This is a genomic window from Kitasatospora nipponensis (assembly GCF_039528135.1).
GTDB lineage: Bacteria > Actinomycetota > Actinomycetes > Streptomycetales > Streptomycetaceae > Kitasatospora > Kitasatospora nipponensis.
In genome coordinates this window covers 71,049-97,578 of record NZ_BAAALF010000003.1, presented here as the reverse complement: position 1 = coordinate 97,578, position 26,530 = coordinate 71,049, and the positions used below count along the sequence as shown (strand labels likewise).

23 protein-coding genes are annotated in these 26,530 nt (G+C 73.2%); 8 read left to right on the top strand and 15 right to left on the bottom strand.

What is annotated here, in order from left to right; all coding sequences use genetic code 11:
* The first annotated feature begins 24 nt into the window (after nucleotides 1-24).
* The 4 genes from ABD323_RS01940 (at nucleotide 25) to ABD323_RS01925 (ending at nucleotide 5,865) form a co-directional block, all read left to right on the top strand.
* Nucleotides 25-810 (top strand): ATP-binding cassette domain-containing protein, encoded by a 786-nt coding sequence (locus ABD323_RS01940; RefSeq protein ID WP_344438242.1) that lies wholly within the window; start codon nucleotides 25-27, stop codon nucleotides 808-810.
* On the top strand, nucleotides 807-2,096 hold the full coding sequence (locus ABD323_RS01935) for a sugar ABC transporter permease (protein ID WP_425555827.1): 1,290 nt from the start codon (nucleotides 807-809) through the stop codon (nucleotides 2,094-2,096). Before ABD323_RS01940 ends, ABD323_RS01935 begins: the two co-directional genes overlap by 4 nt.
* 225 nt (nucleotides 2,097-2,321) lie before the next feature.
* Nucleotides 2,322-4,238: a 1-deoxy-D-xylulose-5-phosphate synthase gene (gene dxs / locus ABD323_RS01930; RefSeq protein ID WP_344438240.1), complete on the top strand. Its 1,917-nt coding sequence runs from the start codon at nucleotides 2,322-2,324 to the stop codon at nucleotides 4,236-4,238.
* 97 nt (nucleotides 4,239-4,335) lie between these two features.
* Nucleotides 4,336-5,865, top strand: a complete 1,530-nt coding sequence (locus tag ABD323_RS01925; RefSeq protein ID WP_344438237.1) for an ArnT family glycosyltransferase — start codon at nucleotides 4,336-4,338, stop codon at nucleotides 5,863-5,865.
* 79 nt (nucleotides 5,866-5,944) lie between these two features.
* Here the strand turns inward: ABD323_RS01925 and ABD323_RS01920 are convergent, their stop codons facing one another.
* The 6 genes from ABD323_RS01920 to ABD323_RS01895 form a co-directional block, all read right to left on the bottom strand.
* Nucleotides 5,945-6,394 carry an SPW repeat protein gene (locus ABD323_RS01920; RefSeq protein WP_344438234.1) on the bottom strand — a complete coding sequence of 150 codons (450 nt, stop codon included), beginning with the start codon at nucleotides 6,392-6,394 and terminating at the stop codon, nucleotides 5,945-5,947.
* Between the two features lie 187 nt (nucleotides 6,395-6,581).
* The gene (locus ABD323_RS01915; protein WP_344438232.1) at nucleotides 6,582-8,729 is read right to left on the bottom strand and encodes a 3-hydroxyacyl-CoA dehydrogenase NAD-binding domain-containing protein; all 2,148 of its coding nucleotides are present in this window, start codon (nucleotides 8,727-8,729) and stop codon (nucleotides 6,582-6,584) included.
* Between the two features lie 2 nt (nucleotides 8,730-8,731).
* Entirely contained in the window at nucleotides 8,732-9,949 is a 1,218-nt protein-coding gene (locus ABD323_RS01910; protein ID WP_344438230.1) for a thiolase family protein, read from the bottom strand.
* A gap of 373 nt (nucleotides 9,950-10,322) precedes the next feature.
* Entirely contained in the window at nucleotides 10,323-11,567 is a 1,245-nt protein-coding gene (locus ABD323_RS01905; RefSeq protein WP_344438227.1) for an HRDC domain-containing protein, read from the bottom strand.
* A 113-nt stretch (nucleotides 11,568-11,680) separates the two neighbouring features.
* A complete protein-coding gene (locus ABD323_RS01900; RefSeq protein ID WP_344438225.1) occupies nucleotides 11,681-12,397 on the bottom strand; it encodes a LuxR C-terminal-related transcriptional regulator in 717 nt (238 codons plus the stop codon).
* A 401-nt stretch (nucleotides 12,398-12,798) separates the two neighbouring features.
* Complete coding sequence (locus ABD323_RS01895) at nucleotides 12,799-13,449, bottom strand: DUF3000 domain-containing protein (RefSeq protein ID WP_344438223.1); 651 nt, start codon at nucleotides 13,447-13,449, stop codon at nucleotides 12,799-12,801.
* A gap of 177 nt (nucleotides 13,450-13,626) precedes the next feature.
* On the opposite strand from ABD323_RS01895, the gene hemE reads away from it, so the two are divergent.
* Nucleotides 13,627-14,706 (top strand): uroporphyrinogen decarboxylase, encoded by a 1,080-nt coding sequence (gene hemE, locus ABD323_RS01890; RefSeq protein ID WP_344438289.1) that lies wholly within the window; start codon nucleotides 13,627-13,629, stop codon nucleotides 14,704-14,706.
* A gap of 22 nt (nucleotides 14,707-14,728) precedes the next feature.
* Here the strand turns inward: hemE and ABD323_RS01885 are convergent, their stop codons facing one another.
* A complete protein-coding gene (locus ABD323_RS01885) occupies nucleotides 14,729-15,775 on the bottom strand; it encodes a DUF4349 domain-containing protein (RefSeq protein WP_344438220.1) in 1,047 nt (348 codons plus the stop codon).
* A 208-nt stretch (nucleotides 15,776-15,983) separates the two neighbouring features.
* Between ABD323_RS01885 and hemG the strand changes: the two genes are divergently transcribed.
* Entirely contained in the window at nucleotides 15,984-17,411 is a 1,428-nt protein-coding gene (gene hemG / locus ABD323_RS01880; RefSeq protein WP_344438218.1) for a protoporphyrinogen oxidase, read from the top strand.
* Nucleotides 17,408-18,133: a hydrogen peroxide-dependent heme synthase gene (gene hemQ / locus ABD323_RS01875; protein ID WP_344438214.1), complete on the top strand. Its 726-nt coding sequence runs from the start codon at nucleotides 17,408-17,410 to the stop codon at nucleotides 18,131-18,133. The genes hemG and hemQ overlap by 4 nt, the downstream gene beginning before the upstream one ends.
* A 33-nt stretch (nucleotides 18,134-18,166) precedes the next feature.
* On the opposite strand, the gene ABD323_RS01870 is transcribed toward hemQ, so the two are convergent.
* From ABD323_RS01870 to ABD323_RS01835, 8 genes are all read right to left on the bottom strand, one after another.
* Nucleotides 18,167-18,955 carry a TIGR04222 domain-containing membrane protein gene (locus ABD323_RS01870; protein ID WP_344438212.1) on the bottom strand — a complete coding sequence of 263 codons (789 nt, stop codon included), beginning with the start codon at nucleotides 18,953-18,955 and terminating at the stop codon, nucleotides 18,167-18,169.
* Nucleotides 18,956-19,030: 75 nt separating this feature from the next.
* Nucleotides 19,031-19,528 carry a SigE family RNA polymerase sigma factor gene (locus ABD323_RS01865; protein WP_344438210.1) on the bottom strand — a complete coding sequence of 166 codons (498 nt, stop codon included), beginning with the start codon at nucleotides 19,526-19,528 and terminating at the stop codon, nucleotides 19,031-19,033.
* Between the two features lie 82 nt (nucleotides 19,529-19,610).
* Nucleotides 19,611-20,417 (bottom strand): hypothetical protein, encoded by an 807-nt coding sequence (locus ABD323_RS01860; RefSeq protein WP_344438208.1) that lies wholly within the window; start codon nucleotides 20,415-20,417, stop codon nucleotides 19,611-19,613.
* 356 nt (nucleotides 20,418-20,773) lie between these two features.
* Nucleotides 20,774-21,823 carry a C40 family peptidase gene (locus tag ABD323_RS01855; RefSeq protein WP_344438206.1) on the bottom strand — a complete coding sequence of 350 codons (1,050 nt, stop codon included), beginning with the start codon at nucleotides 21,821-21,823 and terminating at the stop codon, nucleotides 20,774-20,776.
* 142 nt (nucleotides 21,824-21,965) lie between these two features.
* Entirely contained in the window at nucleotides 21,966-22,376 is a 411-nt protein-coding gene (gene msrB, locus ABD323_RS01850) for a peptide-methionine (R)-S-oxide reductase MsrB (protein WP_344438204.1), read from the bottom strand.
* Between the two features lie 52 nt (nucleotides 22,377-22,428).
* Nucleotides 22,429-23,826 carry a UDP-N-acetylmuramate--L-alanine ligase gene (murC, locus tag ABD323_RS01845; RefSeq protein WP_425555826.1) on the bottom strand — a complete coding sequence of 466 codons (1,398 nt, stop codon included), beginning with the start codon at nucleotides 23,824-23,826 and terminating at the stop codon, nucleotides 22,429-22,431.
* 120 nt (nucleotides 23,827-23,946) lie between these two features.
* Complete coding sequence (locus ABD323_RS01840; protein ID WP_344438201.1) at nucleotides 23,947-24,405, bottom strand: indole-3-glycerol phosphate synthase; 459 nt, start codon at nucleotides 24,403-24,405, stop codon at nucleotides 23,947-23,949.
* Between the two features lie 174 nt (nucleotides 24,406-24,579).
* The gene (locus ABD323_RS01835) at nucleotides 24,580-25,371 is read right to left on the bottom strand and encodes a dihydrofolate reductase family protein (protein ID WP_344438199.1); all 792 of its coding nucleotides are present in this window, start codon (nucleotides 25,369-25,371) and stop codon (nucleotides 24,580-24,582) included.
* A 64-nt stretch (nucleotides 25,372-25,435) separates the two neighbouring features.
* Here ABD323_RS01835 and zapE point away from each other — a divergent pair, with 64 nt between their 5' ends.
* On the top strand, nucleotides 25,436-26,497 hold the full coding sequence (gene zapE, locus ABD323_RS01830; RefSeq protein ID WP_344438284.1) for a cell division protein ZapE: 1,062 nt from the start codon (nucleotides 25,436-25,438) through the stop codon (nucleotides 26,495-26,497).
* The last annotated feature ends 33 nt before the right edge of the window (nucleotides 26,498-26,530 follow it).

The following is a 26,530-nucleotide window of genomic DNA, read 5'->3' as shown; positions in this document are numbered from 1 at the left end:
GTCGGAACGAAGGAGCCCAGACAGATGGTCCAGACAGACGCACCCGTACTGGCGTTGCGCGGAGTCTCCAAGCGGTTCGGCGCCGTCCAGGTGCTGACCGGTGTCGACCTGGAGGTACGCGCCTCCCAGGTGGTCGCCCTGGTCGGTGACAACGGCGCGGGCAAGTCCACCCTGGTCAAGACGATCGCCGGGGTGCACCCGATCGACGAGGGCCGGATCGAGTGGGCCGGCCGTCCGGTGCACGTGAACCGCCCGCAGGACGCCCAGGCGCTGGGTGTCGCGACGGTCTACCAGGACCTCGCGCTCTGCGACAACCTCGACGTGGTCGCCAACCTCTTCCTCGGCCGCGAGATCGTGCGCGGCGGCCGGCTGGACGAGGTCGCCATGGAGAAGCGGGCCAAGGAGCTGCTCGACACGCTCTCCATCCGCATCCCCAGCGTGCGCATCCCGGTCGCGGCGCTCTCCGGCGGCCAGCGCCAGGTGGTCGCCATCGCCCGTGCGCTGATCGGCGACCCGAAGATCGTCATCCTGGACGAGCCGACCGCGGCGCTGGGCGTCGAGCAGACCGCCCAGGTGCTCGACCTGGTCGAGCGACTGCGCGAGCGGGGTCTGGGCGTGATCCTGATCAGCCACAACATGGCGGACGTGCGCGCGGTGGCGGACCAGGTCGCGGTCCTGCGCCTGGGCCGCAACAACGGCGTCTTCCCGGTCGCCACCACGAGCCACGAAACGATCATCTCGGCCATCACCGGCGCCACCGACAACGCGGTGACCCGCCGTCAGGCCCGGGTCGCGGAGGGGTCCAAGTGAGCAAGCACTCGAGCACCAAGACGACGAACGGCAGCACTGTGACCGAGACCTCCGCCGCGGCGCCCGCCTCCGCCGTGGACCCGCGCCTGCTGGTCCGCGAGCAGGGCCTGAGCGGCTACCTGAACGAGTTCAAGAGCAAGCTGCGCAGCGGCGACCTGGGGTCGGTCCCGGTGGTGATCGGGCTGGTGCTGATCGCCACGATCTTCCAGCTGATCACCGGCAAGTTCCTCACCGCCGGCAACCTCTCCAACATCACCCTCTACATCGCCGGCCCGGGCCTGATCTCGGTGGGCATCGTCTTCGTGCTGCTGCTGGGCGAGATCGACCTCTCGCTCGGCTCGGTGGCCGGTGTCTCGGCCGCGGTGTCCGCGGTGCTCTCCATCCAGCACGGCCTCAACGAGTACCTGGCCGCCGTCATAGCCATCTGCGCGGCGCTGGCCATCGGCGCGCTGCACGGCTTCTTCTTCGCCAAGATCGGCGTGCCCGCCTTCGTGGTGACGCTGGCCGGCCTGCTGGCCTGGAGCGGCCTGCAGGGCTACGTGATGGGCAACACCGGCACGCTCAACAACATCCCGGGCGGCGTGATCGCCAACCTGGACAACTACTTCTTCGACTCGGTCGCCGCCGCCTACGGCCTGGCCGCGGTCAGCGTGGCCGGCTACCTGGTCGCCGCCCTGATGGGCGCCCGCAGCCGCCGGGCGGCCGGCCTGCCGGCCAAGCCGGTCAGCGAGGTCGTGCTGCGCGCCGTGCTGCTGGCGGTGCTCGCCTTCGGCGCCGCGTACACCCTCAACCAGGACCGCGGCCTGCCGCTGGCGCTGGTGGTCTTCCTCGGTGTGGTCGTGGTCACCGACTTCGTGCTGCGCCGCACCTCCTACGGCCGCAAGGTCTTCGCGGTCGGCGGCGGCGTCGAGGCGGCCCGCCGGGCCGGCATCAACGTGGCCCGGGTGCGGATCTCGGTCTTCATGATCTCGGCCGGTCTGGCCGCGGTCGGCGGTCTGTTCATCGCCTCGCAGGCCGGCTTCGCGGACAAGCAGCTCGGCAGCGGCAACGTGCTGATGAACTCGATCGCGGCGGCCGTCATCGGCGGCACCAGCCTCTTCGGCGGCCGGGGCAAGACCTGGTCGGCGCTGCTGGGCATGCTGGTGATCCAGTCCATCGTCACCGGCCTGGACCTGCAGGGCATCAGCCAGTCGATCCAGTACATGATCACCGGCGCGGTGCTGCTGGCCGCGGTGGTGCTCGACTCGGTCTCCCGCCGGACCCAGAAGTCCTCCGGCCGCGGCTGACCGAAAGCCGCCACCTGCCAGGGCGCGCCCCTACCCAAGGGGCGCGCCCTGCTTTTTGGCGCTCGGTTCGGGGCGCTCGGGGCAGGTGCTCGCGCCCCCACGGCAGGCCCGAAAGCGTCCCTCCCGCGAGCTGTCCGACGGGTGGACATTAGACTCACTTGGTCGGGCGGTCCGAGACCCCCGCACCGGGCCCGGCCCGGACACGTAGCGAAAGAGGAGGAACGGGTGCCCCTGCTGACCCGCATTCGGGGACCGCGCGATCTCGACCGGCTCACTCCGGGGCAGCTGGTCGCCCTGGCCGAGGAGATCCGGGGCTTCCTGATCGAGGAGGTCGCCAAGACCGGCGGACACCTGGGCCCCAACCTCGGTGTGGTCGAGCTGACCATCGCCCTGCACCGGGTGTTCGACTCGCCGCGCGAGCGGATCCTCTTCGACACCGGGCACCAGAGTTACGTGCACAAGCTGCTCACCGGCCGGCAGGACTTCAGCCGGCTGAAGATGAAGGGCGGCCTGTCCGGCTACCCCTCGCGGGCCGAGTCCGAGCACGACGTCATCGAGAACTCGCACGCCTCCACCGTGCTCGGCTGGGCCGACGGGATCGCCAAGGCCAACCAGCTGCTGGGGCACCGGGACTGCCCCGTGGTCGCGGTCACCGGCGACGGCGCGCTGACCGGCGGGATGGCCTGGGAGGCGCTCAACAACATCGCCGAGGCACAGGACCGCCCGCTGGTCATCGTGGTCAACGACAACGAGCGCTCCTACTCGCCCACCATCGGGGGCCTGGCCAACCACCTGAGCACGCTGCGCACCACCCAGGGCTACGAGCGCTTCCTGACCTGGGGCAAGGACGCCCTGCAGCGCACCCCGGTGCTGGGCCAGCCACTGGCCGGCGCGCTGCACGGCGCCAAGAAGGGCCTGAAGGACTTCATCGCCCCGCAGGGCATGTTCGAGGACCTGGGCCTGAAGTACCTCGGCCCCATCGACGGCCACGACATCGCCGCCGTGGAGTCCGCGCTGCGCAAGGCGCGGGGCTTCGGCGGCCCGGTGATCGTGCACGTCATCACCGAGAAGGGCCGCGGCTACCACGCCGCGCTGCAGAACGACGAGGACCGCTTCCACGCGGTGGGCGTCATCCACCCCGACACCGGCCTGCCGGTGAAGAGCTCCGGCAAGGACTGGACCTCCGTCTTCGGCGACGAGATGGTCGAGCTGGGCCGCGAGCGCCAGGACATCGTGGCGATCACCGCCGCGATGCTGCACCCGGTGGGCCTGGCCGACTTCGCCAAGGCCTTCCCCGAGCGGACCTTCGACGTCGGCATCGCCGAGCAGCACGCGGCCGTCTCGGCGGCGGGCCTGGCCACCGCCGGCCTGCACCCGGTGGTCGCGGTCTACGCCACCTTCCTCAACCGCGCCTTCGACCAGGTCCTGATGGACGTGGCGCTGCACCGCCTGGGCGTCACCTTCGTGCTGGACCGCGCGGGCGTCACCGGCACCGACGGCGCCTCGCACAACGGCATGTGGGACCTGTCGATCCTGCAGGTCGTGCCCGGCCTGCGGCTGGCCGCCCCGCGCGACGCCGACCAGCTGCGCGCCCAGCTGCGCGAGGCCGTCGAGGTCACCGACGCACCCACCGTCGTGCGCTACTCCAAGGGCTCGGTGGGCCCCGCGGTCGCCGCGCTCGGCCGGATCGGCGGCATGGACGTGCTGCACGGCCGCACCGAGCAGCTGCCCGCCGGCGAGCAGCGCGCGGACGTGCTGATCGTCTCGGTCGGCGCGCTGGCGCCGCTCTGCCTGGAGGCGGCCGCGCTGCTGGACGCCCAGGGCATCACCGCCACCGTGGTCGACCCGCGCTGGGTCAAGCCGGTCGACGCGGCCCTGCCGGGCCTGGCGGCCGAGCACCGGGTGGTCGTCACGGTCGAGGACAACGGGCGGGCCGGCGGGGTGGGCTCCGCGGTCTCCCAGGCGCTGCGCGACGCGGAGCTGGACCTGCCGCTGCGCGACTTCGGCATCCCGCAGGAGTTCCTCGACCACGCCAAGCGCGAGGAGATCCTGGCCGAGATCGGCCTGACCGCCCCGGACATCGCCCGGCAGGTCACGGCGCTGGTGTCGCGCCTCGACGTCACGCAGCCGGTCCGCGCCTGAGCGGGTGGTCATCTTGATCTCTGTGACAGTGTGACAGTCCTATCTGAAAGCGGGATCGGCGTCACCGCCGCCGATCCCGCCGGGTAGGTTGTCACTCGTGCCCACCGAGATCCCGACCCCCGTGCGCCTTGCCGCGTTGACCTCGCGGCTACCCGAGCGCCTCCGCACGGGGTACTGGACCCGTGTGGTGCCGGTGCTCACGCTGCTCGCCGTCCTCACCCACATCCCCTCCTTCGTCCGCCCGGTCTGGAGCCCCGACGAGGGCTACCTGGCCACCCAGGCGCGGATGCTGGCGGACGGCGGCGTGCTCTACGACACGGTCGTGGACCGCAAGCCGCCGCTGCTGCCCTGGCTCTACGAGGCCTGCTTCTCGCTCTTCGGCTCGCTCTCGCTCTGGCCGCTGCGCACCCTGGCGATCGTCGCCCACCTGGTGACCGCGATCATGCTCGCCTCCATCGCCCGCGGGCGCTGGGGCAACCGGGCCGGCGCCGCGGCGGGCGCGCTCTACCTGCTGGCCTCCATCGGGCTCTCCCCGGAGGACACCCAGGCGGCCACCTTCGAGGTCTTCATGCTGCCCGCGATGGTGGCGGCCTTCCGCTACGCGGAGCGGCGGCGCTGGCTGGCGGCGGGGATCGCGGTGGCCCTCTGCTCGCTGACCAAGCAGACCGGCGGCGCGGTGCTGCTGCCGGTGCTCTGGATGCTGCTGCAGGACACCCGGCGGCGCGGCGCGCCCTGGAAGCCGGCGCTGCTCAAGGTCGCCTTCGGCTTCGCGGTCCCGATAGCGCTGGTCGCCGCCCTGCTGACCAAGCCCAAGGGGTTCCTCTCCTGGGTGGTGACCGGCAACGGCGACTACGCCTCGCTGGGGGGCGACTGGCTGCTGATGCTCGGCCGGGCGCTGGGCAACTCGGCGATCCTGCTCGCCGCCGCGCTGGGCTTCCTCTTCCCGCTCGGGCACCGGCTCTGGCAGCGCTACCGCACCGGGCAGAGCCCCTCGCCCGCCACCGCGGTCCGGGTGCACGGCTCGGCCGGCGACCTGTGGGTCTGGCTGCTCTCCTCGGTGGTCGGGGTCTGCGTCGGCTTCCACTTCTACGGCCACTACTACCTGCAGACGATCCCGCCGCTGGTGCTGCTGGGGGTCGGCGCGGTCTGCGTCTCGGCGATCGCGTGGAAGCCGGTGCTGCTCTACAACACGGCCGCCGCCTGCGCCTTCTGGACCCTGGCACTGGCCTGGCCGGGCGCGCAGATGAGCCAGACCGCCCAGGTGGCCACCGCGGTCGCCGAACGCAGCACGCCCAAGGACACCGTGCTGGTCTGGGGCATGCACCCCGAGCTCTACTGGCTCTCCGACCGCAAGCCGGCCACCCGCTACCTGACGGCCGGCTTCCTGACCAACTTCAGCGGTGGCAAGGGCAGCGCGGACGTCGGCGAGCAGTACAGCGTGCCCGACGCCTGGCAGACCTTCGACAAGGAGCTGTCCACCAACGGCCTGCCGGAGATCGTGGTGGACGACTCCGGCCACGCGCCCTACCAGCCCTACCTGGTGCCCAGGATCGAGGACCTGCTGGACTCGCACTACGAGGTGGTCGGCGCCTACGGCGACACCGTGGTCTACCGGCTCAGGAAGTGAGCCGGTAGCCACGGTGCGATGGCGGGCGCGACCCGCTGCTGCCCCTCCGCTGTCCCATGCCGCCGCGCGACCGGTCAGGTCACATCCGGCGGCGGCTGCCCAGCACCATGCCGGCCGCCGTGAAGGCCAGCAGGCAGGTGAGACCACCGACGACCACCTGGTTCCAGATCATGCCGCGGGTGGCCGTGTGGCCGATCGTGACGACCCAGGGCGAGATGATCAGGAAGACGCCGGCCGCACCCATCGCCCAGGTCAGCCCGAACATCCGGGCCGGGGCGATGGTCAGGCCGAGCCCGAGGGCGGCGATGCCGATGCCGAGGATCAGGTTGCAGATCGTCAGCTCGTGGCTCGCGGCACTGAAGTGCACCACGTAGGGCGAGATCGCCAGGTACAGGCCGGTCAGGAAGACCAGTCCGTCCACGGCCACGCCCTGCGGCCCGTCCATCATGCGCGCGTACCGCTCGCGCATCTCGGAGATGTCGGGGTGGGTGGAGAGATCGCCTGCTGCTTGATGTGAGACGTCGGCCATACGACTCGCCTCCTTCGTGAGCAACCCTGAACCGCTTGGCCTAACGGTATTATGCGCTTTGTCATAATTTGGTGCACTGCCGAAACGGGTCGATCGCCCTCGATGTCGCACCGGGGAACGCCGAAGGGCGGCCCGCTCCGGTGGGGGAGCGGGCCGCCCTTCGACTGGCGGAGTACGGGCCGGGATGTTACGCCGGGATCGACGCCACGCCCGGGGCGAGGAACTTCTGGCCGTTCACCCGCTCCGAGACGCCCTCACGGTCCAGGTACGGGGTGATCCCGCCCAGGTGGAAGGGCCAGCCGGCACCGGTGATCATGCACAGGTCGATGTCCTGCGCCTCGCCGACGACGCCCTCGTCGAGCATCAGGCCGATCTCCTGCGCGACCGCGTCCAGCGCGCGGGCCAGCACCTGCTCCTCGGTCAGCACGCTGTCGCCGAAGGAGAGCAGCTCCAGCACCTCGGGGTCGAGGACCTGCTGGCCGTCCTGCCAGACGTAGAAGCCGCGCTTGCCGGCCTTGACCACCTTGGCGAGGTTCTCGGAGACGGTGAACCGCTCCGGGAACGCGCCGCGCAGCGTCTCCGAGACGTGCAGCGCGATGGCCGGGCCGACCAGCTCGAGCAGCGCGATCGGCGACATCGGCAGGCCGAGCGGCTGCACGGCCTTCTCGACGGTCTCGAACGAGGTGCCCTCGTCGATGATGCCCTGGATCTCGCCCATGAAGCGGGTCAGGATCCGGTTCACCACGAACGCCGGGGCGTCCTTGGTCAGCACGGCCGTCTTCTTCAGCTTCCGGGCCACGCCGAAGGCGGTGGCCAGCGAGGCGTCGTCGGTCTTCTCGGCGCGCACGATCTCCAGCAGCGGGAGGATGGCGACCGGGTTGAAGAAGTGGAAACCGACCACGCGCTCCGGGTGCTGGAGCTTGGAGGCCATCTCGGAGACCGAGAGCGAGGAGGTGTTGGTCGCCAGCACGCAGGTCGGCGAGACCACGGCCTCCAGCTCGGCGAAGACGTTCTGCTTGACGCCCATCTCCTCGAACACGGCCTCGATGACGAAGTCCGCGTCGCCGAAGGCGGCGGCCTTGTCCAGCGAGCCGCGCACCAGGCCCTTGAGCCGGTTCGCCTTGTCGTTGCCGATCCGGCCCTTGGCCAGCAGCTTGTCGATCTCGGCGTGCACGTAGCCCACGCCCTTGTCGATCCGCTCCTGGTCGATGTCGGTGAGCACCACCGGCACCTCCAGGCGGCGCGCGAAGAGCAGCGCCAGCTGGGAGGCCATCAGGCCGGCGCCGACCACGCCGACCTTGGTGACCGGGCGGGCCAGCGACTTGTCCGGCGCGCCGAAGGGGCGCTTGGCCCGGCGCTGCACCAGGTTGAAGGAGTAGATGCCGGCCCGCAGCTCGCCGCCCATGATCAGGTCGGCCAGCGCGGCGTCCTCGGCGTCGAAGCCCTTCTGCAGACTGGCTGCATCCCCGAGTCGGGCGTCCTTGACCGCGGCCATGATGTCCAGCGCGCGGTAGGCGGCCGGAGCGGCGCCGTGCACCTTGGCGTCGGCGACCATCCGGCCCCAGAGCACCGCGTCGTCCCAGGCCTTGCCGCGGTCGATCTCCGGGCGCTCGACGACGGTGTCGCCCTTGAGGACCTTGGCCGCCCAGAGCAGCGACTGCTCCAGGAAGTCGGCCGGCTCGAAGATGGCGTCCGCGATGCCGAGCTCGAAGACCTCACGGCCCTTGAGCTGCTTGTTCTGGCTCATCGAGTTCTCGATGATGACCTTGACGGCGTTCGCCGGGCCGACCAGGTTCGGCAGGATGGTGCAGCCGCCCCAGCCGGGCACCAGGCCCAGGAAGACCTCGGGCAGCGAGAACGCCGGCACGCCGGAGCTGACGGTGCGGTAGGTGCAGTGCAGACCGATCTCCACACCGCCGCCCATCGCGGCGCCGTTGTAGAAGGTGAAGCTCGGCACCGGCAGCGCCGCGATCCGCTTGAAGACCTCGTGGCCGCCCTTGCCGATGGCCAGCGCGTCGCCGTGCTCCTTGAGCACCTCGACACCCTTGAGGTCGGCGCCGACCGCGAAGATGAACGGCTTGCCGGTGATCGCCACGGCGACGATCGAGCCGGCGGCGGCCTCGGCCTCGACCTGGTCCAGCGACTCGGAGAGCTTGGCCAGCGAGCCCGGTCCGAAGGTGGTCGGCTTGGTGTGGTCGAAGCCGTTGTCCAGGGTGATCAGCGCGAGCCGGCCGGCCTGCGCGGGCAGGTCCAGGTGGCGCACGTGCGCGGTGGTGACGACCTCGCCGGGGAACAGCTCGGCGCCGCGCTGGAGAAGCTCAGTCGTGGTGCTCATGGTCACTTACCACCCTCGAAGTGCGGGTTCTCCCAGATGATGGTCCCGCCCATGCCGAAACCGATGCACATGGTGGTCAGGCCGTAGCGGACGTCCGGGCGCTGCTCGAAGCGGCGGGCCAGCTGGTTCATCAGGCGCACGCCCGAGGAGGCCAGCGGGTGGCCGTAGGCGATGGCGCCGCCGAACGGGTTGACCCGCTCGTCGTCGTCCGCGATGCCGTAGTGGTCCAGGAAGGCCAGCACCTGGATCGCGAAGGCCTCGTTGACCTCGAACGCGCCGATGTCCTCGATCGTCAGGCCGGCCTTGGCCAGCGCCTTCTCGGTCGCCGGCACCGGGCCGATGCCCATCACCTCGGGCTCGACGCCCGCGAAGGCGAACGAGACCAGGCGCATCTTGACCGGCAGGCCGAGCTCCTCGGCCACGTCCTCGGCGGCCAGCAGCGAGGCGGTGGCGCCGTCGTTCAGACCGGCCGAGTTGCCCGCGGTGATGTTGCCGTGCGGGCGGAAGGGGGTCTTGAGGCCCGCCAGCGACTCCATCGTGGTGCCCGGGCGCATCGGCTCGTCGACCGTCGCCAGGCCCCAGCCGGTCTCGCCGGCCTCGGGGTTGGTGTTGCGCACCGTGATCGGCACCAGGTCGGGCTGGATGTCGCCGTTGGCGTACGCCTTGGCGGCCTTCTCCTGCGAGCGCACCGCGTAGGCGTCGCAGCGCTCCTTGGTGAGGTGCGGGAACCGGTCGTGCAGGTTCTCCGCGGTCATGCCCATGAACAGGGCCGACTCGTCCACCAGCTTCTCGGAGACGAAGCGCGGGTTGGGGTCGACGCCCTCACCCATCGGGTGGCGGCCCATGTGCTCGACGCCGCCGGCGACCACGACGTCGTACGCGCCGAAGGCGATGCCGCCCGCGGTGGCGGTGACGGCGGTCAGCGCGCCGGCGCACATCCGGTCGATGGAGTAGCCCGGGACGGACTTCGGCAGGCCGGCCAGCAGGGCGGCGGTGCGGCCGATGGTCAGCCCCTGGTCGCCGATCTGCGTGGTGGCCGCGACGGCCACCTCGTCGATGCGCTCGACGGGCAGGTTCGGGTTGCGGCGCACGAGTTCCCGGATGCACTTGACGACGAGGTCGTCGGCGCGGGTCTCGTGGTAGATGCCCTTCGGGCCGGCCTTGCCGAACGGGGTGCGGACGCCATCGACGAAGACGACGTCCCTCGCGGTACGAGGCACGGGGGCTCTCCTCCCAGGGACCAACAGAACGGGTTCACAGGGCCGCGACCAGGCGTCCGACGAGGCGGACGGCCCGAGCAGCGCTGCTTCACCGCCATGCTACTGGTCGGTAACCAACTTGCCCAGGGCCGACCCACCCCCCACCGTGTGTCTCACGCCACCCTGCTTCCCGGCGTTCGCCTCCGGGTGCTCTTGACCCGGTGTCGACACTCCGCGCTCCGGCGCTCCTCCGTCGCTTGTCGCTTGTCGCTTTCGACACCGGCGCACCCTTCGGCTCACGCCAGCCTGCTTCCCGGCGTTCGCCTCCGGGTGCTCTTGACCCGGTGTCGACGCTCCGCGCTCCGGCGCTCCTCCGTCGCTTGTCGCTTGTGGGCTACTGCGCGGCCTCGCGGGCGGTGGTGAAGGCGGTGGCGATCGCGCCGGCGACCAGTTCCACCTGCCACTGCCGGGCGCCGAGCGCGCGCAGCGCGCCGGCCACCGCGGGGGCGGTCGGCTCGGTGGGCGGGTCCCAGGAGACCCGGCGGACCAGCTCGGGGGTGATCAGGTTCTCCGGCGGCAGCCGGTGCGCCTCGGCCAGCTCGGAGATCGCGGCCCGGGCGCCGGAGAGCCGGGCGGCGGCCACCGGGTCCTTCTCGGCCCAGGCGCGCGGCGGCGGCGGTCCGTCGTGCGGCGCCGCGGCCGGCGGCAACTGCGGCTCGGGGATCGCGCGGGCCCGCTCGATGGCGGCGATCCACTGCTCCAGCTGGCGCCGGTGCACCCGCGGACCGAAGCCCTGGACGGCCTGCAGGGTCTGCCAGGAGGTCGGCATGGCCAGCGCCGCGTTCACGATCGCGGCGTCCGAGAGCACCCGGCCCGGTGAGACGTCGCGGTCCTGGGCCGCCTGGTCGCGGCTCTGCCACAGCTCGCGCACCGCCGCCAACTGCCGGCGCCGGCGCACCTTGTGCAGGCCCGAGGTGCGCCGCCAGGGGTCCACCCGGGGGGCCGGGCGCGGGGCCGCGGCGATCGCCGCGAACTCCTCCAGCGCCCAGCCGAGCTTGCCCTGGCCCTCCAGCTCCTGCTCGAGCGCGTCCCGCAACTCGACCAGCACCTCGACGTCCAGCGCCGCGTAGCGCAGCCAGGGCTCGGGCAGCGGGCGGGTGGACCAGTCCACCGCGGAGTGCTCCTTGGCCAGCGAGTAGCCGAGTACGTTCTCGGTCATCGGGCCCAGGCCCACCCGGGCGAACCCGGCGATCCGGCCCGCGAGTTCGGTGTCGAAGAGGCGGGCGGGGCGCATCCCCACCTCGGCCAGGCACGGCAGGTCCTGGGTCGCCGCGTGCACCACCCACTCGGTGTCCGCCAGGGCCGCGCCCAGCGGGGCGAGGTCGGGGCAGGCGATCGGGTCGATCAGCGCGGTTCCGGCGCCGGCGCGGCGCAGCTGGATCAGGTAGGCGCGCTGGCCGTAGCGGTAGCCGGACGCCCGTTCGGCGTCGACCGCCACCGGGCCGCTGCCGGCCGCGAAGGCCGTGACCACGGCGGCCAGTGCCGTCTCGTCCGCCACGACCGGTGGCAGGCCTTCCCTCGGTTCGAGGAGCGGCACCGGTGCGGTCTCTAGGGCGATGGCTTCTGCGGCGTCGGTCACTCCCCAAGAGTACGACGAGCCTCGCCGGCAGGAGCCTGATCGTCAGGCCGGGACCTGCCGGAATGCGGGCGGCGGTCCGGAGGAAACGTTCCTCCGGACCGCCGCGCGTTCGATCAGTGGATGATGCCGGTGCGCAGCGCGACGGCGACCATGCCGGCCCGGTCCCCGGTGCCCAGCTTGCGGGCGATCCGGGCCAGGTGGCTCTTGACGGTGAGCGCGGAGAGCCCCATCGCGACGCCGATGGCCTTGTTGGACTGCCCCTCGGCGACCAGTCGCAGCACCTCCACCTCGCGCCCCGACAGCTCGCGGTAGGCCGAGGGCTGCGCGCCGGGGGCGCCGGGGGCGCCCGGGGCGCCGGGCGCACCGAGGTGGCCGGGGGCACCGGGGATGCCCGGGCGGCGCATCCGGCCGGCCAGGCCGCCCGCGCCCAGCGGCAGCCCGGGGCGCCCGGGCATCGCGACGTTGGTCCGGGTACCGGTCACCACGTAACCCTTGACGCCGCCGGCCAGCGCGCTGCGGACCGCGCCGATGTCGTCGGCGGCGGAGAGCGCGAGGCCGTTGGGCCAGCCCGCCGCCCGGGTCTCGGCCAGGATCGTCAGGCCCGAGCCGTCCGGCAGGTGGACGTCGGCCACGCAGATGTCACGCGGGGTGGAGACCCGGGGACGGGCCTCCGCGATGGACGACACCTCGATGACATCGCGCACGCCGAGCGCCCAGAGATGACGGGTGACGGTGTTGCGGACCCGGGGGTCGGCGATCACCACCATCGCGGTGGGCTTGGTCGGGCGGTAGGCGACCACGTTTGCGGGGTGCTCGAGAAGGACCGACACCGTGCCTCCTGAGGGGAGTGGCGGACGGAACCCCGATGGGCGAAGGAGTCGGAGTGTTCCGCGTGTGGAAAGGGTCACAGACTGCTTCGGCATCATCCGTGCCCGGCTTTAGCGAAAGATCACGATCTGGTGAGTCACAATACGGACAAATCGAGCAGGTGACTGATGCGACATGCCCGCAAGCCGGTCGAAAGCGGTCGAGAACGGGCTTGAACGGTCACTGTCGTGGCGCTGGTTGACGCTCCGTGCGGGGCTGTGGGCGTCCGTCGGCGAGCTCCCCGGCGGGCCCGGAACAGGCCGGACCCGGGCCCTGACCGGGCTCTGCGCGGATCGGCGGCGACCGGCGCGGCGCTAGGGGCGGCCGGGACGGGCCGTCGGGCGCACCGGGGCGCCGTCAGCCTTCAGTGTGAGCGCGGTCGGCGCCTGGCCGGCATCGGGACCACTCCGCCGAGTGACGGCGCGTCAGGCAGCGACAGGGGCGCGGGAGCGGTCGGCGGCAGCCCCGCGCAGACGCAGAGCAGGTCCGCCCAGGCGGTCAGGTGCCGCTCGAAGCGGCCGTCGGCGGGTGTCCAGGAGGCCCGCAGCTCGATCTCGGTGGAGGAGGGCCGATCGGCCAGCGCGCCGAAGTACTGCGAGGAACTGCGCGAGACCGTGCCGCCGGGCTCCGCGAAGCCGGCGCCGTGCGTCTGCAGCGCGTCCATCAGCCAGGACCAGCCGACCTCGGAGAGCATCGGGTCGCCGGCGATCTCCGGCTCCAGGTCGGCCCGGGTCATCGTGACCACCCGGAACTCGCCGTGCCAGGCCTCCTGCCCGGCCGGGTCGTGCAGCAGCACGAAGCGGCCGTCGGCCAGCTCCTCGCCGTCCACCTCCACCGAGGCGGTCAGCGCCCAGCTGAACGGGGCCAGTCGGCGCGGCGCCGGAGTGGGGGAGAAGATCACCTCGGGGCGCGGCTCGACCCCGGTCAGCGCCTCCACCGCGCTGCGGAACCCGATCGGCGCCGACTCCTTGCCCGTTCCGCCCTGCTGTGCGGGGTTCCCGCCGACCGCTGCCATGACCTGAAGACTAGGCCCTGTCCGGCAGTTCCCGGGGCATCGGCACGCAGACCCGTCCGGCGGCTTGCGCCCGCCCCGGCGCCGTCCTGGACGATCGCACGAGCGGGCCGCGGCCGTGGGCGGCGGGGCGCGTGGGAGGATGGCGGGGTGAGTGAGACAACCGCAGTCCAGCCCGCCGTGCCCAACCCCGCCGGCGCCGCCCGGCCGCCGGCGCGCCGCGGCGCCGCGCACGACTCCGCGTTCCTGCGGGCCTGCCGCAACGAGCCGGTGCCGCACACGCCCGTCTGGTTCATGCGGCAGGCCGGCCGCTCGCTGCCCGAGTACCTCAAGGTGCGCGAGGGCATCCCGATGCTCGACTCCTGCATGCGCCCGGAGCTGGTCAAGGAGATCACCCTGCAGCCGGTGCGCCGGCACAAGGTGGACGCCGCGATCTTCTTCAGCGACATCGTGGTGCCGCTCAAGGCCGTGGGCATCGACGTCGACATCAAGCCCGGCGTCGGCCCGGTCATCGCCGACCCGATCCGCACCAGGGCGGACCTGCAGCGGCTGCGCCCGCTGGAGCCCTCGGACGTCCCCTACATCACCGAGGCGGTCGGCCTGCTGGTCGACGAGCTCGGCAGCACCCCGCTGATCGGCTTCGCGGGCGCCCCCTACACGCTGGCCAGCTACCTGGTCGAGGGCGGTCCGTCCAAGAACCACGAGCGCACCAAGGCGATGATGTACGGCGAGCCCGAGCTCTGGGCCGAGCTCGTGGACCGGCTCGCGGTGATCACCGCCGGCTTCCTGAAGGTGCAGATCGAGGCGGGCGTCTCGGCCGTCCAGCTCTTCGACTCCTGGGTCGGCTCGCTGGCCCCCGACGACTACCGGCGCTTCGTGATGCCGGCCAGCACCCGGGTCTTCGACGCGGTGGCCGAGTACGGCGTGCCGCGGATCCACTTCGGCGTCGGCACCGGCGAGCTGCTCTCGCTGATGGGCCAGGTCGGCGCCGACGTGGTCGGCGTCGACTGGCGGGTGCCGCTGCACGAGGCCGCCCGCCGGGTGGGACCCGGCAAGGCGCTGCAGGGCAACCTCGACCCGGCGGTGCTCTTCGCGCCGACCAAGGTGGTGGAGACCCGGGCCCGCGAGGTGCTGCACTCGGCCTCCGCGCTCGGCACCAGCGGGCACGTCTTCAACCTCGGCCACGGCGTGCTGCCGAGCATGGACCCGGACGCGCTCAGCCGCCTGGTCGCCTTCGTGCACGAGGCCAGCGCGCGCTGAGCCGTCCGGCGGGCCGCCGCGACTAGGTCGTCGCGGCGCCCTGCTCGGCCTTCGCCGGGTCCTGCGGTCCGTCCCCGGCGGCCTCGTCGTCGGCGGCGGCCGGGCCGCCCGCGCCCGGCGTCACGGCGGTGGCCGCCGCGGTGCGCCGCAGCCGGCGCAGCACCAGCCAGCCCACCGGCAGCAGGACCAGCAGGAACGGTGCCAGCGCCGCCAGGATCATCAGCAGGATCCGGACCGCGGTGAAGAGCACGTGCCAGCCGCCGCCGAGCGCCCCGCCGACCGAGCCCCAGAAACCGGTGTGCCGGGCCGGCTTCGGCGCCACCACACCAGTGGCCGGCCGGGTCTGCTTGATGTTCACGGTGATGGTCGACAGCGAGGTCTGCCCGGCCAGCGCCTGCTGCTGGCTCTGCAGCGACTCCAGGGCCGCCTCGCGGCTGGTCAGCTCGCTCTCCAGGGAGACCACCTCGGCCAGCGTCTTGGCGTCCGCCATCAGGGCCCGGATCCGGTCGACGCTGGCCTGCTGGCTCTTCACCCGGCTGTCCACGTCCACCACCTTCGCGGTCAGGTCGTCCGCCTGGCTGCTGCGCTCCAGCACCGTGCCGAGCGCGGCGAGCCGGTCGAAGGTCGTGCTGAAGGCGGCGGAGGGGACCTTCACCACCAGCTGGGCGCCCTGGGACCCGGCCTGGTCGCTGCCGCCGCTGCTGCTGCTCTCGTCGGCCACGTAGCCGGACTGCTCGGTCGCCAGCTGCTCGGCCCGCTGTACCGCGGCCTCCACCGAGGTGGTCTCCAGGTCCACCCGCCCGGTGTAGGCGATCGCCCGGCCGGAGGCCGCGGGCGGCGCCCCGCCCGCCGTGCCCGCGCCACCCGTCGCGCCCGCGCCGGGCGCCCCGCTGGGCAGCGCGCCCGCCACCGTGCCCGGCGCCATCGGCACCCCCGCGGTCGGCGCGCCGGCCGCGGCCGGGCCCACCGCACTCGACTTCTGCCCCGACTCCACCGCCGCGCCGCAGCCGCCCACCGCCAGGACCGCCGCCACCGCCACGCCGGCCGCCACCGTTCTCCGCATGCCCATCCCCGTCGCCCCCTCTTCCGCGGACCGCTCGGTCCGTCCCCGCTTGGACGAGTGGGCCGCGGTCCGGGTTTCGGTCCCGGGATTGCGGCTCCGTCACGGTCACGACACGTTCCCCTCACGGCAACTGACGCACCCTCGGGTCGCCGGTGGGCGCGCCGGCGGACCCTGCCGGGCGGGCGGCCCGGCCCGCTCTGCGAGACTGCGGGGCATGTCGCAACCACTACCGAAGGTCGTCGTGATCGGCGGCGGCATCGCCGGACTGGCCGCCGCCCCGTACCTCAGCGGCGCGGCCGGCGGCCCGGCGCGGGCCGCCGTGACCCTGCTGGAGGCCGGTGACCGCTTCGGCGGCAAGCTGCTGACCGGCGAGGTGGGCGGGGTGCAGGTCGACCTCGGCGCCGAGTCGATGCTGGCCCGCCGCCCGGAGGCCGTCGAGCTCGCCCGGGAGGTCGGCCTGGCCGATGTCCTGGAGCCGCCGGGCACCGCCAAGGCCGCCGTCTGGACCCGTGACGCGCTGCGCCCGCTGCCGGCCGGTCAGCTGATGGGCGTGCCCGGCGACCTCGCCGCGCTGGCCGCCTCCACGGTCCTCACCGACCAGGGGCTGCGGCGGGCCCGCGCCGAGCGCCCGCAGCCGGCCGTCGACCAGGACGTCGCGATCGGCGCCTTCGTGGCCGCCCGCCTGGGCCGCGAGGTGGTGGACCGGCTGGTGGAGCCGTTGCTGGGCGGTGTCTACGCCGGGCGGGCCGACGAGATCTCGCTGCGCGCCGCCGTCCCGCAGCTGCTGCCGATCGCGCAGCGCGGCGGACCGCTGGTGGCCGGCGTGCACGAGCTGCTGGACCGTCCGCAGGCGGCCGGCCCGGTCTTCCAGGGGCTGCGCGGCGGCATCGGCACGCTGCCGGTCGCGGTCGCCGCCGCCTGCCGGCGGGCCGGCGCCGAGCTGCGCACGGACACCCCGGTGCGCGAGCTGCTGCGCACCCCCGCGGGCTGGCGGGTGGTCACCGCCGAGCGGCTGATCGAGGCCGACGCGGTCGTGCTGGCGGTGCCCGCGCCGGTGGCGGCCGCCCTGCTCGCCCCGCACGCCCCCGGCGCCGCCGCCGAGCTGGCCGGCGTCGAGTACGCCGGGATGGCCCTGGTCACGATGGCGTTCCGGCGCGCCGACCTGCCGCTCACCCCGCCCGGCAGCGGCTTCCTGGTCCCCCCGGTGGACGGCCGCTCGATCAAGGCCGCCACCTTCTCCTCGCAGAAGTGGGACTGGCTGGGGCGGGCCGCCCCGGACACCTTCCTGCTGCGCACCTCGCTGGGCCGCCACCGCGAGGAGGCCGCCCTCGACCTCGACGACGGCGAGCTGGTGGCCCGTTCGCTGGCCGACCTGCGCGCCGCGGTGGGCCTGGCGGCCCTGCCGTACGCCAGCGCGGTGACCCGCTGGCGGGCCGGCCTGCCGCAGTACCCGGTGGGCCACCAGGCCCGGGTGGACCGCATCCGCGCGGCGGTGGCCGGGCTCGGCGGCCTGGCGCTGGCCGGCGCCGCCTACGACGGCGTGGGCATCCCGGCCTGCGTCGCCGGTGCCCGGCGCGCGGTGGCCGAGGTGCTGACCCCGCTGCCCGGAGCAGGCCCGACGGAAGGGACAATGGGCGCATGACTGAGACCACTGAGCAGGCCGGCGCCCCGGCGCCGCAGAAGAAGAAGGCCCGGGACCTCAACCAGGTCATCCGCTACACCATGTGGTCGGTGTTCAAGCTCAGGGACGCCCTCCCGGACGACCGGGCCGCCCTCGCCGCCGAGGTGGACGCCCTGTTCGAGCAGCTCGACGCGAAGGACGTCACGGTGCGCGGCACCTACGACGTCTCCGGGCTGCGCGCGGACGCCGATCTGATGATCTGGTGGCACGCCGAGAGCTCCGACGACCTGCAGGAGGCGTACAACCGCTTCCGCCGCACGGGCCTGGGACGCCTGCTGGAGCCGGTCTGGTCGAACATGGCGCTGCACCGCCCGGCCGAGTTCAACAAGTCGCACATCCCGGCCTTCCTGGCCGACGAGGAGCCGCGCGGCTACGTCTGCGTCTACCCGTTCGTGCGCTCCTACGAGTGGTACCTGCTGCCCGACGAGGAGCGCCGGGCGATGCTGGCCGAGCACGGCAAGATGGCGCGCGGCTACCCCGACGTGCGGGCCAACACGGTGGCCTCCTTCGCGCTGGGCGACTACGAGTGGCTGCTCGCCTTCGAGGCCGACGAGCTGCACCGGATCGTCGACCTGATGCGCGACCTGCGCCCCTCGCGCGCGCGCCTGCACGTGCGCGAGGAGGTGCCGTTCTACACCGGTCGCCGCAAGCCGGTCGCCGAGCTGCTGGGCGGCCTGGCCTGACGGGTCACGCGCCCTGCTGCCCGCCGCGGTGCCTCAGCGCCGCAGCGGGCGCAGCGCGGCGCGCAGCCGCGCGTCCGGGACGGCGTCCGGTCCGCCCATGGCCACCGCGGTGAGCAACTGCCGTTCGGCGTCGGCCGCCTCACCGCGGCCGCTGGGCGACTGCGGCAGCCGGATCCCGCGCAGCACCTCCTGCCCGGCCGGCGCCGCCCACCGGGTGTAGGGGTGCACGTCGACCCGGGCCATCAGCAGCGTGCCGGTGGTGAGGATCAGCGGCAGCGAGAACCAGGCCAGCGTGGCGGCCGCGTTGCCCTCCACGGGTGAGGCCAGCGTCATCGCGCCGGTCAGCAGCACCACCGAGAGCACCAGCGCCTGGCGGACCTGGCGCACGGCCAGCGCGGTGCTCTCGCGCACCGTGACCGGGGTGGCCAGCCCGGCCAGCGAGAGCCGCGAGCCGATCTCGGCCACCGTCGGATGGTCGGCTAGCGACTCGCGCAGCTCGGCGGTGCGGCACTGCCCGTGCGGTCCGATCTCGGAGATCAGCGCCCGTTCCAGGCGGCTGCGGCCCTGCGGGTCCACCACGGTCGTCCAGCCGGTGTGCGCCAGGTGCAGCCGGCCGCGCCCGCTCATCAGGACCAGCGCCAGGTCCACCACCCGCTCGGGGCCGCCGGCCAGGTAGGCCGTCTCGTACAGGCCGATCGCCACCGTCTCGGGCTCCTCGTCCTCCAGGCCGGCCAGGGCGTCGGCCGCGGCCGCTGCTCGGACCAGCCGTAGACAGGAGACGACGGCGACGACGCAGGCCGGGACGAGGAAGAACAGCCACATGGCCTTGTTCTAAACCTCCAACGGCCTCAGCGGGAGACCAAACAGGTGGCGTGATACCGAATCGTGACCGCGGGGTCAGCCCAGCATCAGCGCGCGGTCGTCCCCGAGGTGCTCGCGCAGCACGGCCAGCGAGCGCATGCTCTGCGACTTGACCACCGAGATGCTGACCCCCAGTGTCTCGGCGGTCTGCTCGACGCTCTGGTCCTCCCAGTACCGCAGCAGCACGATCGCCCGCTCCCGCTTGGGCAGCAGCGCCAGCGCGTCGAGCAGGGTGAGGCGCACCGCCGTGCGGTCGGCCGGCTGCGGGCGGTCCGGCAGCTGCTCGACCGTCAACTCGCTGCTGCTGCGCAGCCGCTTGTGGTCGAGCAGGGTGTTGAGCAGCACCTTGCGCGCGTAGAGGAACGGGTCGGCGTCCTTGCGCACGATCCGGTTCCAGTGCACGTACATCTTGGTGAGGGTGGTCTGGGTGAGGTCCTGCGCCAGGTGCCAGTCGCGGCACATCAGGTAGGCGATCTGGCGCAGCCTGGTGGCGGACGCCTCGGCGAAGGCGGTGAAGTCTGCTTCGTTGCGCACCGGGTGGGTCCTAGATCTGTACGAGTCGACGGGAGGGTGGGGAAGCCGCGGCCCCGGTGGGGGCCGGAGCCGCGGCGGCGGGTCAGGAGAACTTCGGCAGGGTGCCGAAGTACGCGTTGGCCGCGCTGACGAACGACGTCGGCATCTGGACGTCGATCGCCTGGTTGCCGGCGAGCGCGATCGCCTGCTCCTCCGTCAGGGCGAGGACACCGGTGGCGTTGCCGCCGTTCTGGTAGGCCAGGCAGGTGCCGAGGTTGACCTGGACGGTGGCTCCGTCCGTGTGCTGGACCAGGACGCTCGTGCTCTGCGTGCAGTTCAGGCCGGTGGTCACCTGGACCTTCTGGCCGAAACCGTCGACCGAGCAGCGCGTCTTCACGCTGCCCCGGGCCGAGTCGGCGTCGCAGGCCATGGCCGCCTTGCTGCCGGCGGTGACGAACACCCGGAGCATCCCGGTGCCCTGCGGGGTGCGCACGTAGGTCTGCACACCCAGCCCCTCGTGGGTGGCCGGGTTGGCGGAGTTGCCGGCGTTGCTGTCGGTCGGCAGGTCACCGGGCAGTGCGTTCAGGACGGCCTTCAGCAGCGCCGCGGGGGTGGTGTCGACCAGGGCGTCGCCGGGGTCCGCCGACGCCGCGCCGCTCGCCGGATCGCTCGCGGCACCGGCCGCCGCCCCGAGCGGCACCGGCTTGGTGGCGCCGGTCGCCAGGCCGCCGAGCAGCACGGCGGCCGCGGTCAGCGCGAAGGCCGAGCCGGCCACCGCGCCGATCGCCTTGACGGTACGGGCGCGACGGGCACGGCGTCCGTGCAGCGTGGCGACGCCGACGAGGTTGCCCAGCGGGGGAGGGTCGGTTGCGGACAGTTCCTCGCTCAGTAGTGAGCGGAACTCGTTCATCGTGATCCAGTCCTCTAGGAAGTCACCCGCACGCCGGCCATGCGGACCCGCTCGACGGCGGGGTTCTGTCCCCTAGACGGGTCGGCGCGGGGGTTCGGTCGCAGCTGTCGTCCGACCAGTCCGTAGCGTAGCCCGCCCTTCGACCCACCTGGACGCTGCACCCCACGTCAGACGGTACGGCTGGGCCGGCCCCAGCGCGTCCACCAGCCGCTCGCGGGTGCTGAAGACCGGCAGTACCTGGGAGCCGTCGGGGCCGCGGCGGACCTGGTAAAGGACCTCCCGGTATCCGTCGCGCACGACGGGCCGGGCCGGCGCATGCGCCGGCCCTGGGCTCCGTACCGGGGTCGGGATCCGGGTCAGACCCGGCGGATGGTGGCGATGGACATCGCGTCGGCCTGCATGACTCGCACGACCGTGCCGGCGTGCGGCGCGTGCACCACTTCGCCGTTGCCGATGTACATGCCCACGTGGCCCCGGGGGCCGTCCTGGGCGTTGTAGATCACCAGGTCGCCGGGCTGGGCCTGAGCGAGGCCCGGCACCGCGATGCCCACCGTGGCCTGCTCCTGGGAGGTGCGCGGCAGTTGGACGCCGGCCTGCCTGTAGGCCCACTGCATCAGGCCCGAGCAGTCGAAGGCGGTCGGGCCGCTGGCGGACCAGAGGTAGGGGTCGCCGAGTCGGCTGAGGGCCGCTTGGACCGCGGTCCCCGCCTGGCCGGAGGCCTGCGGCAGGGCGCTGAGGTCGGCCCGGGTGGTGCCGCGGGAGACCTCACCGCCCTCGGCCTGCTGCTGGGCGGCCGCCAGCGCGGCCCGCTGACTCGCGGTGAGTGAGTTGAGCAGCGACTGCGCCTGCTGGAGCTTGGCCTGCACCTGGGTCTTGGCGCTGTTCAGCGCGGTGGAGGTGGCGTCCAGCTGGACGAGCGCGGTCGTGGCGTCCTGCTTCTGCTGGTTCAGGGCGCGCTCGGCCTGCTGCAGGGTCTTCAGCGCCCCCGCTTCGCTGATGTCGGCCTGGTGTTGGGTGGTGGCCCGGTCGAGGTATCCGGCCGGGCTGGCGCTGAGCATCAGTTGCACCGACGGGTCGAGCCCGTCCTGCCTGTACTGCTGGCCGGCCACCGAGGCCAGGCCCTCCTTCAGCTGGTCCACCTGCGCCTGGGTGCGGGCCACCTGGTCCTGGAGCTGCGAGGCCTGCTGGCGCAGCCCGTCCGCCTTCTCCTTGGCGCCGTCGTACTGCTCGGTGGCCCGCTCCGCCTGCGCGTTCAGGCCGTCGAGCTGCGTCTTGACGTCCGTGGTGGACGGCGGCGGATCAGCCCACGCGCTCTGCGCGGAGAGGGCGACCGTGGCGGCGGCGGCCGCGGTGAGCACCACGACCCGGGAGTGACCCGGCTGCTTCGGACGGCGGTGGGTCGCCACGGCGGCTCCTTCTTCCGGAGGGTTCGCTCGTAGCGACGGGCCGGGAGGGCGGTTCGGTCACCCTCCGCCGGTGTGAGACGCGCCACAGTCGCCCCGCCGCCACCCCGGGCGGCACCCCGGGCGCGGAGTGCCGCCGCCGTTCTCAGCCGTTCTCGGCCGGCCGCAGGGTCAGCGAGATGCTGTTGATGCAGTAGCGCTGGTCGGTCGGGTTGTCGTAGCCCTCGCCCTCGAAGACGTGGCCCAGGTGGCCGCCGCAGGTGGCGCACCGGACCTCGACGCGGCGCATGCCCATCGAGGTGTCCACGATGTACTCGACCCGGTCCTCGGCCAGCGGCGCGTAGTACGAGGGCCAGCCGCAGTGGCTGTCGAACTTGGTCTCGGAGCTGAACAGCTCGCTCCCGCAGGCCCGGCAGCTGTAGACGCCGACCGTCTTGGTGTCGGTGTACTCGCCGACGAACGGGCGCTCGGTGCCGGCCTCCCGCAGGACGTGGTACTCCTGCGGGGTCAGCTGCTCACGCCACTGGGCCTCGGTCTTCTCGATCTCGTAGCTCATGGCGACCTCCTGGGGCGCGGTCCGTGGCCGGGCTCCCCGGCACGCTGCTTGCTCACACCCCAACAGCGGCGAGCTGCCGAAGAATTTCCGGGCCGAGGTCGGTCACGTCGCCGGCGCCCATGGTGAGCACCAGGTCGCCCGGCTTGGCCATCGCGGCCAGCAGCGCGGGGGCGGCGTCGAAGGCGTGCTCGGCGGCCACGTCGGCGCCGGCCTTCCGGGCCGCGGCGATGATCAGGTCGCTGGTCACGCCGGGGATCGGGTCCTCGCGCGCCGGGTAGATGTCCAGCACCACCGAGGCGTCGGCCAGCGCCAGCGCCTGGCCCATCTCCTCGGCCAACTGCTGGGTGCGGCTGAAGAGGTGCGGCTGGAAGACCACCAGCACCCGGCCCTGGGCGGCGTCCCGGATCGCCTCCAGGTCGGCGGCCATCTCGGTGGGGTGGTGCGCGTAGGAGTCGATCACCTGCACGCCGGCCTCCTCGCCCTTGAGCTGCAGCCGGCGGCGCACGCCGGTGTAGCGGCCCAGCGCGGTGGCCAGTTCGGCGGCCGGCACGCCCAGCGCGACGCCGGCGGCCAGCGCCGCGACCGCGTTGTGGGCGTAGTGCCGGCCGGGCACCGAGACGGTGAACGCGAGCTCGGCGCCGTCCAGTTCGACGACGACCTCGCTGGTCATGCCGCGGGCGGTCACCGAGAGCACCCGCACGGTGGCGTCCTCGGCGGCGCCGACCGTGACCACCCGCAGGCCCGGCAGGCCGGCCACCCTGGCGGTCAGCTCGCGCGCGCCGGGGTGGTCGGCGGAGACCACCAGCGTGCCGCCGGGCTGGATCCGCCCCACGAAGGTCTCGAAGGAGTCGTAGATCTCGTCCATGGACGCGTAGTTGGCGTGGTGGTCGAGCTCCACGTTGAGGATGATCGCCACCTCGGGGGCGTACTTGTGGAAGCTGCGGTCGCTCTCGTCCGCCTCGGCCACGAAGATCTCGCCGGCGCCGTGGTGGGCGTTGCTGCCGGGGGCGTCCAGGTCGCCGCCGATCGCGTAGGAGGGGTTGAGGCCCAGCGCCGCCAGGCTGACCGCGAGCATGCTGGTGGTGGTGGTCTTGCCGTGCGTGCCGGCCACCGCCAGGGCGCGCCGCCCGCCCATCAGCGCCGCCAGCGCGTCGGAGCGGTGCACCACCGGGATGCCGCGCTCGCGGGCGGCGGCCAGCTCCGGGTTGTCCTCGCGGATCGCGCTGGAGACCACGATGCTGCTGGCGCCGTCCGGCACGTTCGCGGCGGCGTGGCCCAGGTGGACGCCCACGCCCAGCTCGCGCAGCGCCCGGACCGTCTCGGACTCCTTGGAGTCGCTCCCGGAGACCTTGGCGCCGCGCACCGCGAGGATCTTCGCCAGGCCGGACATGCCGGCCCCGCCGATGCCGATGAAGTGCGGGGCGTGCAGGTCGTGGGCGGCGTCGTTCAAGGGAGTGCTCCGTAGCTGAAGTGGCGAATCGTCCTTGCGGACGGCTGGAACCGCAAGGACGATTCTGCACCACGCGACCGGGGTGACGGCGCCCGTCGGGGCCTCGCGGGCGCTGCGGGCTCAGGCCTCGCTGGCGAAGAGCTTGAGGACCGGCACGCCCACCTTGTGGCGGGCCTGCGAGGCCCAGTCGCGGTGGAAGAACTCCTCCACGAAGTGCGGGGCGGTCAGCACCAGCACCTCGTCCGCGCCGGTCTCCTCGACCACCGCGCGCAGGGTGTCCAGCGGGTTCTCCTCGACCACCTGGCCGACCGCCTCGGCCCCGGACTGCCGCAGGTGGCGCAGGCTGTGCTCCAGCGACTCGCCGGCCACCGTGGGACCGTGGGCCTGGTCGTGCTCGTGCACCGCCTTGTCGAGATGCCCCAGGGCCACGTCGTCGAGGGCACGCAGCAGCTCGTCCTGCCGGCCGCGGGGTTGCATCAGGACGACGAAGGAGACCTTCTCCTCGCCGTGGAGCGTGGTGACCAGCTCCACGTCGGCGTCGGAGAGCGCCTTTTCGATCATCAGTACGGTCTTGAACACAAGAGTCCCTTCCGTGTTGCAGGCCCCCGGGGTCCGGTGTCCCCTCCCATAGTGCCCGGAGGAAGCTTTCCGCACGCGGCACACGCGGCGCAGGGGCCACGTGGGAGTGATCACGGGCCGGTCCCGCTGACGTCCCTCGGTCGAGGGACGGGGGGCCGGCGGCGGTCGGGTCGGTTACCCGGGAGTACGGCAGTAGCGGGTGAAGAGGAAACCTTTCTGCTCGATCAATGAGACCAGCCGCATCCGCTGCGCGTCAGCCATTTGGGCACCGTGCATGATCCGCGGCGCCTCGCCGCCGGTCAGCAGCGGCGCCAGCGAGAGGCAGAGCTCGTCCAGCAGGCCGGCCGCGGCCAGCTGCCCGAGCAGCCGCGGACCGCCCTCGGTGAGCTGGCGGGTCCAGCCGCGCGCGGTGAGCGCGGCCTGCGCCGCGACCAGGTCCACCGAGCCGCGCCCCACCGCGATCACCTCCGCCACCTCGGCCACCGCCGCCCGGGCCGCGGCCGGGGCGTCCTCGGTGGTGATCACCACGGTGGGCACCAGCGGCTCGGTGAAGAGCGGGGCGGCCAGGTCGAGCGCCAGGCTGCGGCTGACCACCGCGATCGCCGGTGCCGGGGCCTGCCCGGCGGCCGCGCCCGCCGCGGCGAAGCCGGCCCGGGCCCGGGCCGGCCGGTAGCCCTCGGCCCGCACCGTCTGCGCGCCGACCAGCACCACGTCGCTCAGCGCCCGCAGCACCCCGAAGATCCGCTTGTCGGCGTCGCCGGAGAGCCCCTCGGAGAGCCCGTCCAGGCCGGCGGCGCCGTCCAGCGAGCCGACCATGTTGGCCCGCAGCCAGGGGCGCCCGCGGGTCACCGGGTCGGGGTAGGCGTACCGCTCGGCCAGCCCCGCCAGGGTCTCCAGCGCCTTCGGCGCGGGGGAGTGGGCGGGCTCGTCGGGCGTGGAGTGTGACGGAGGGATCAGGCTGCGCATGTGATCGAGTCTTCCACGACGCGTACCCTTTACTACCGTGTCCGCACCCTCGCACCCCGATGCCATAGCCCCCGCGACCGCCGTGCTCCCCGAGGCCGGCCCGGTCGCACCGGTGGCGCTCAGTGCCCGCCGTCCGGTGGTCGCGGCCGAGCGGCTGGTGGCCGAGATGGTGCCGCCGCCGCGCTTCTCCGGGGTGAGCTTCGGGTCCTACCTGCCGGACACCACCCAGCCCAGCCAGTACGAGGCGGTCCGGGTGCTGGAGGAGTTCGCGGCCGGCCTGAACGCCGCCGCGGCCCCCGCCCGGCGCGGCTGGTTCCGCCGGGGCGCGCCCGCGGCCACCGGCCCGGCCGGCGTCTACCTGGACGGCGGCTACGGCGTCGGCAAGACCCACCTGCTGGCCTCGCTCTGGCACGCGGCGCCCGGACCCAAGGCCTTCGGCACCTTCGTCGAGCTGACCAACCTGGTCGGCGCGCTGGGCTTCCAGCAGGCCGTGCAGACGCTCTCGCAGCACCGGCTGCTCTGCATCGACGAGTTCGAGCTGGACGACCCGGGCGACACCGTGCTGGTCTCCACCCTGCTCGGCCGGCTGGTGGAGGCCGGGGTCAAGCTGGCCGCCACCTCCAACACGCTGCCCGAGAAGCTCGGCGAGGGCCGGTTCGCCGCCGCCGACTTCCTGCGCGAGATCCAGGGGCTCTCCGCGCACTTCCGCCCGCTGCGCATCGACGGCCAGGACTACCGCCACCGCGGCCTGCCGGACGCCCCGCCGCCCTACGCCGACGAGGCCGTCGACCAGCGCGCGGCGCGCACCCCGGGCGCCTCGCTGGACGACTTCGGCGACCTGCTCGCGCACCTCTCGGTGGTCCACCCCAGCCGCTACGGCGCGCTGCTCGACGACGTGCACGCGGTCTGCCTGCGCGGCGTGCGGCCGGTCGAGGACCAGTCGACGGCGCTGCGCCTGGTGGTGCTGGCCGACCGGATGTACGACCGCGAGCTGCCGATCACGGCCTCCGGCGTGCCGTTCGACCAGGTCTTCTCGCAGGAGATGCTGCGCGGCGGCTACCGCAAGAAGTACCTGCGCGCCGTCTCCCGCCTGGTGGCGCTGGCCCGCGACAGCAGCCGTTCCTAGGGCTCTGTCGGTGGTGGGTCGTACGGTGGACCC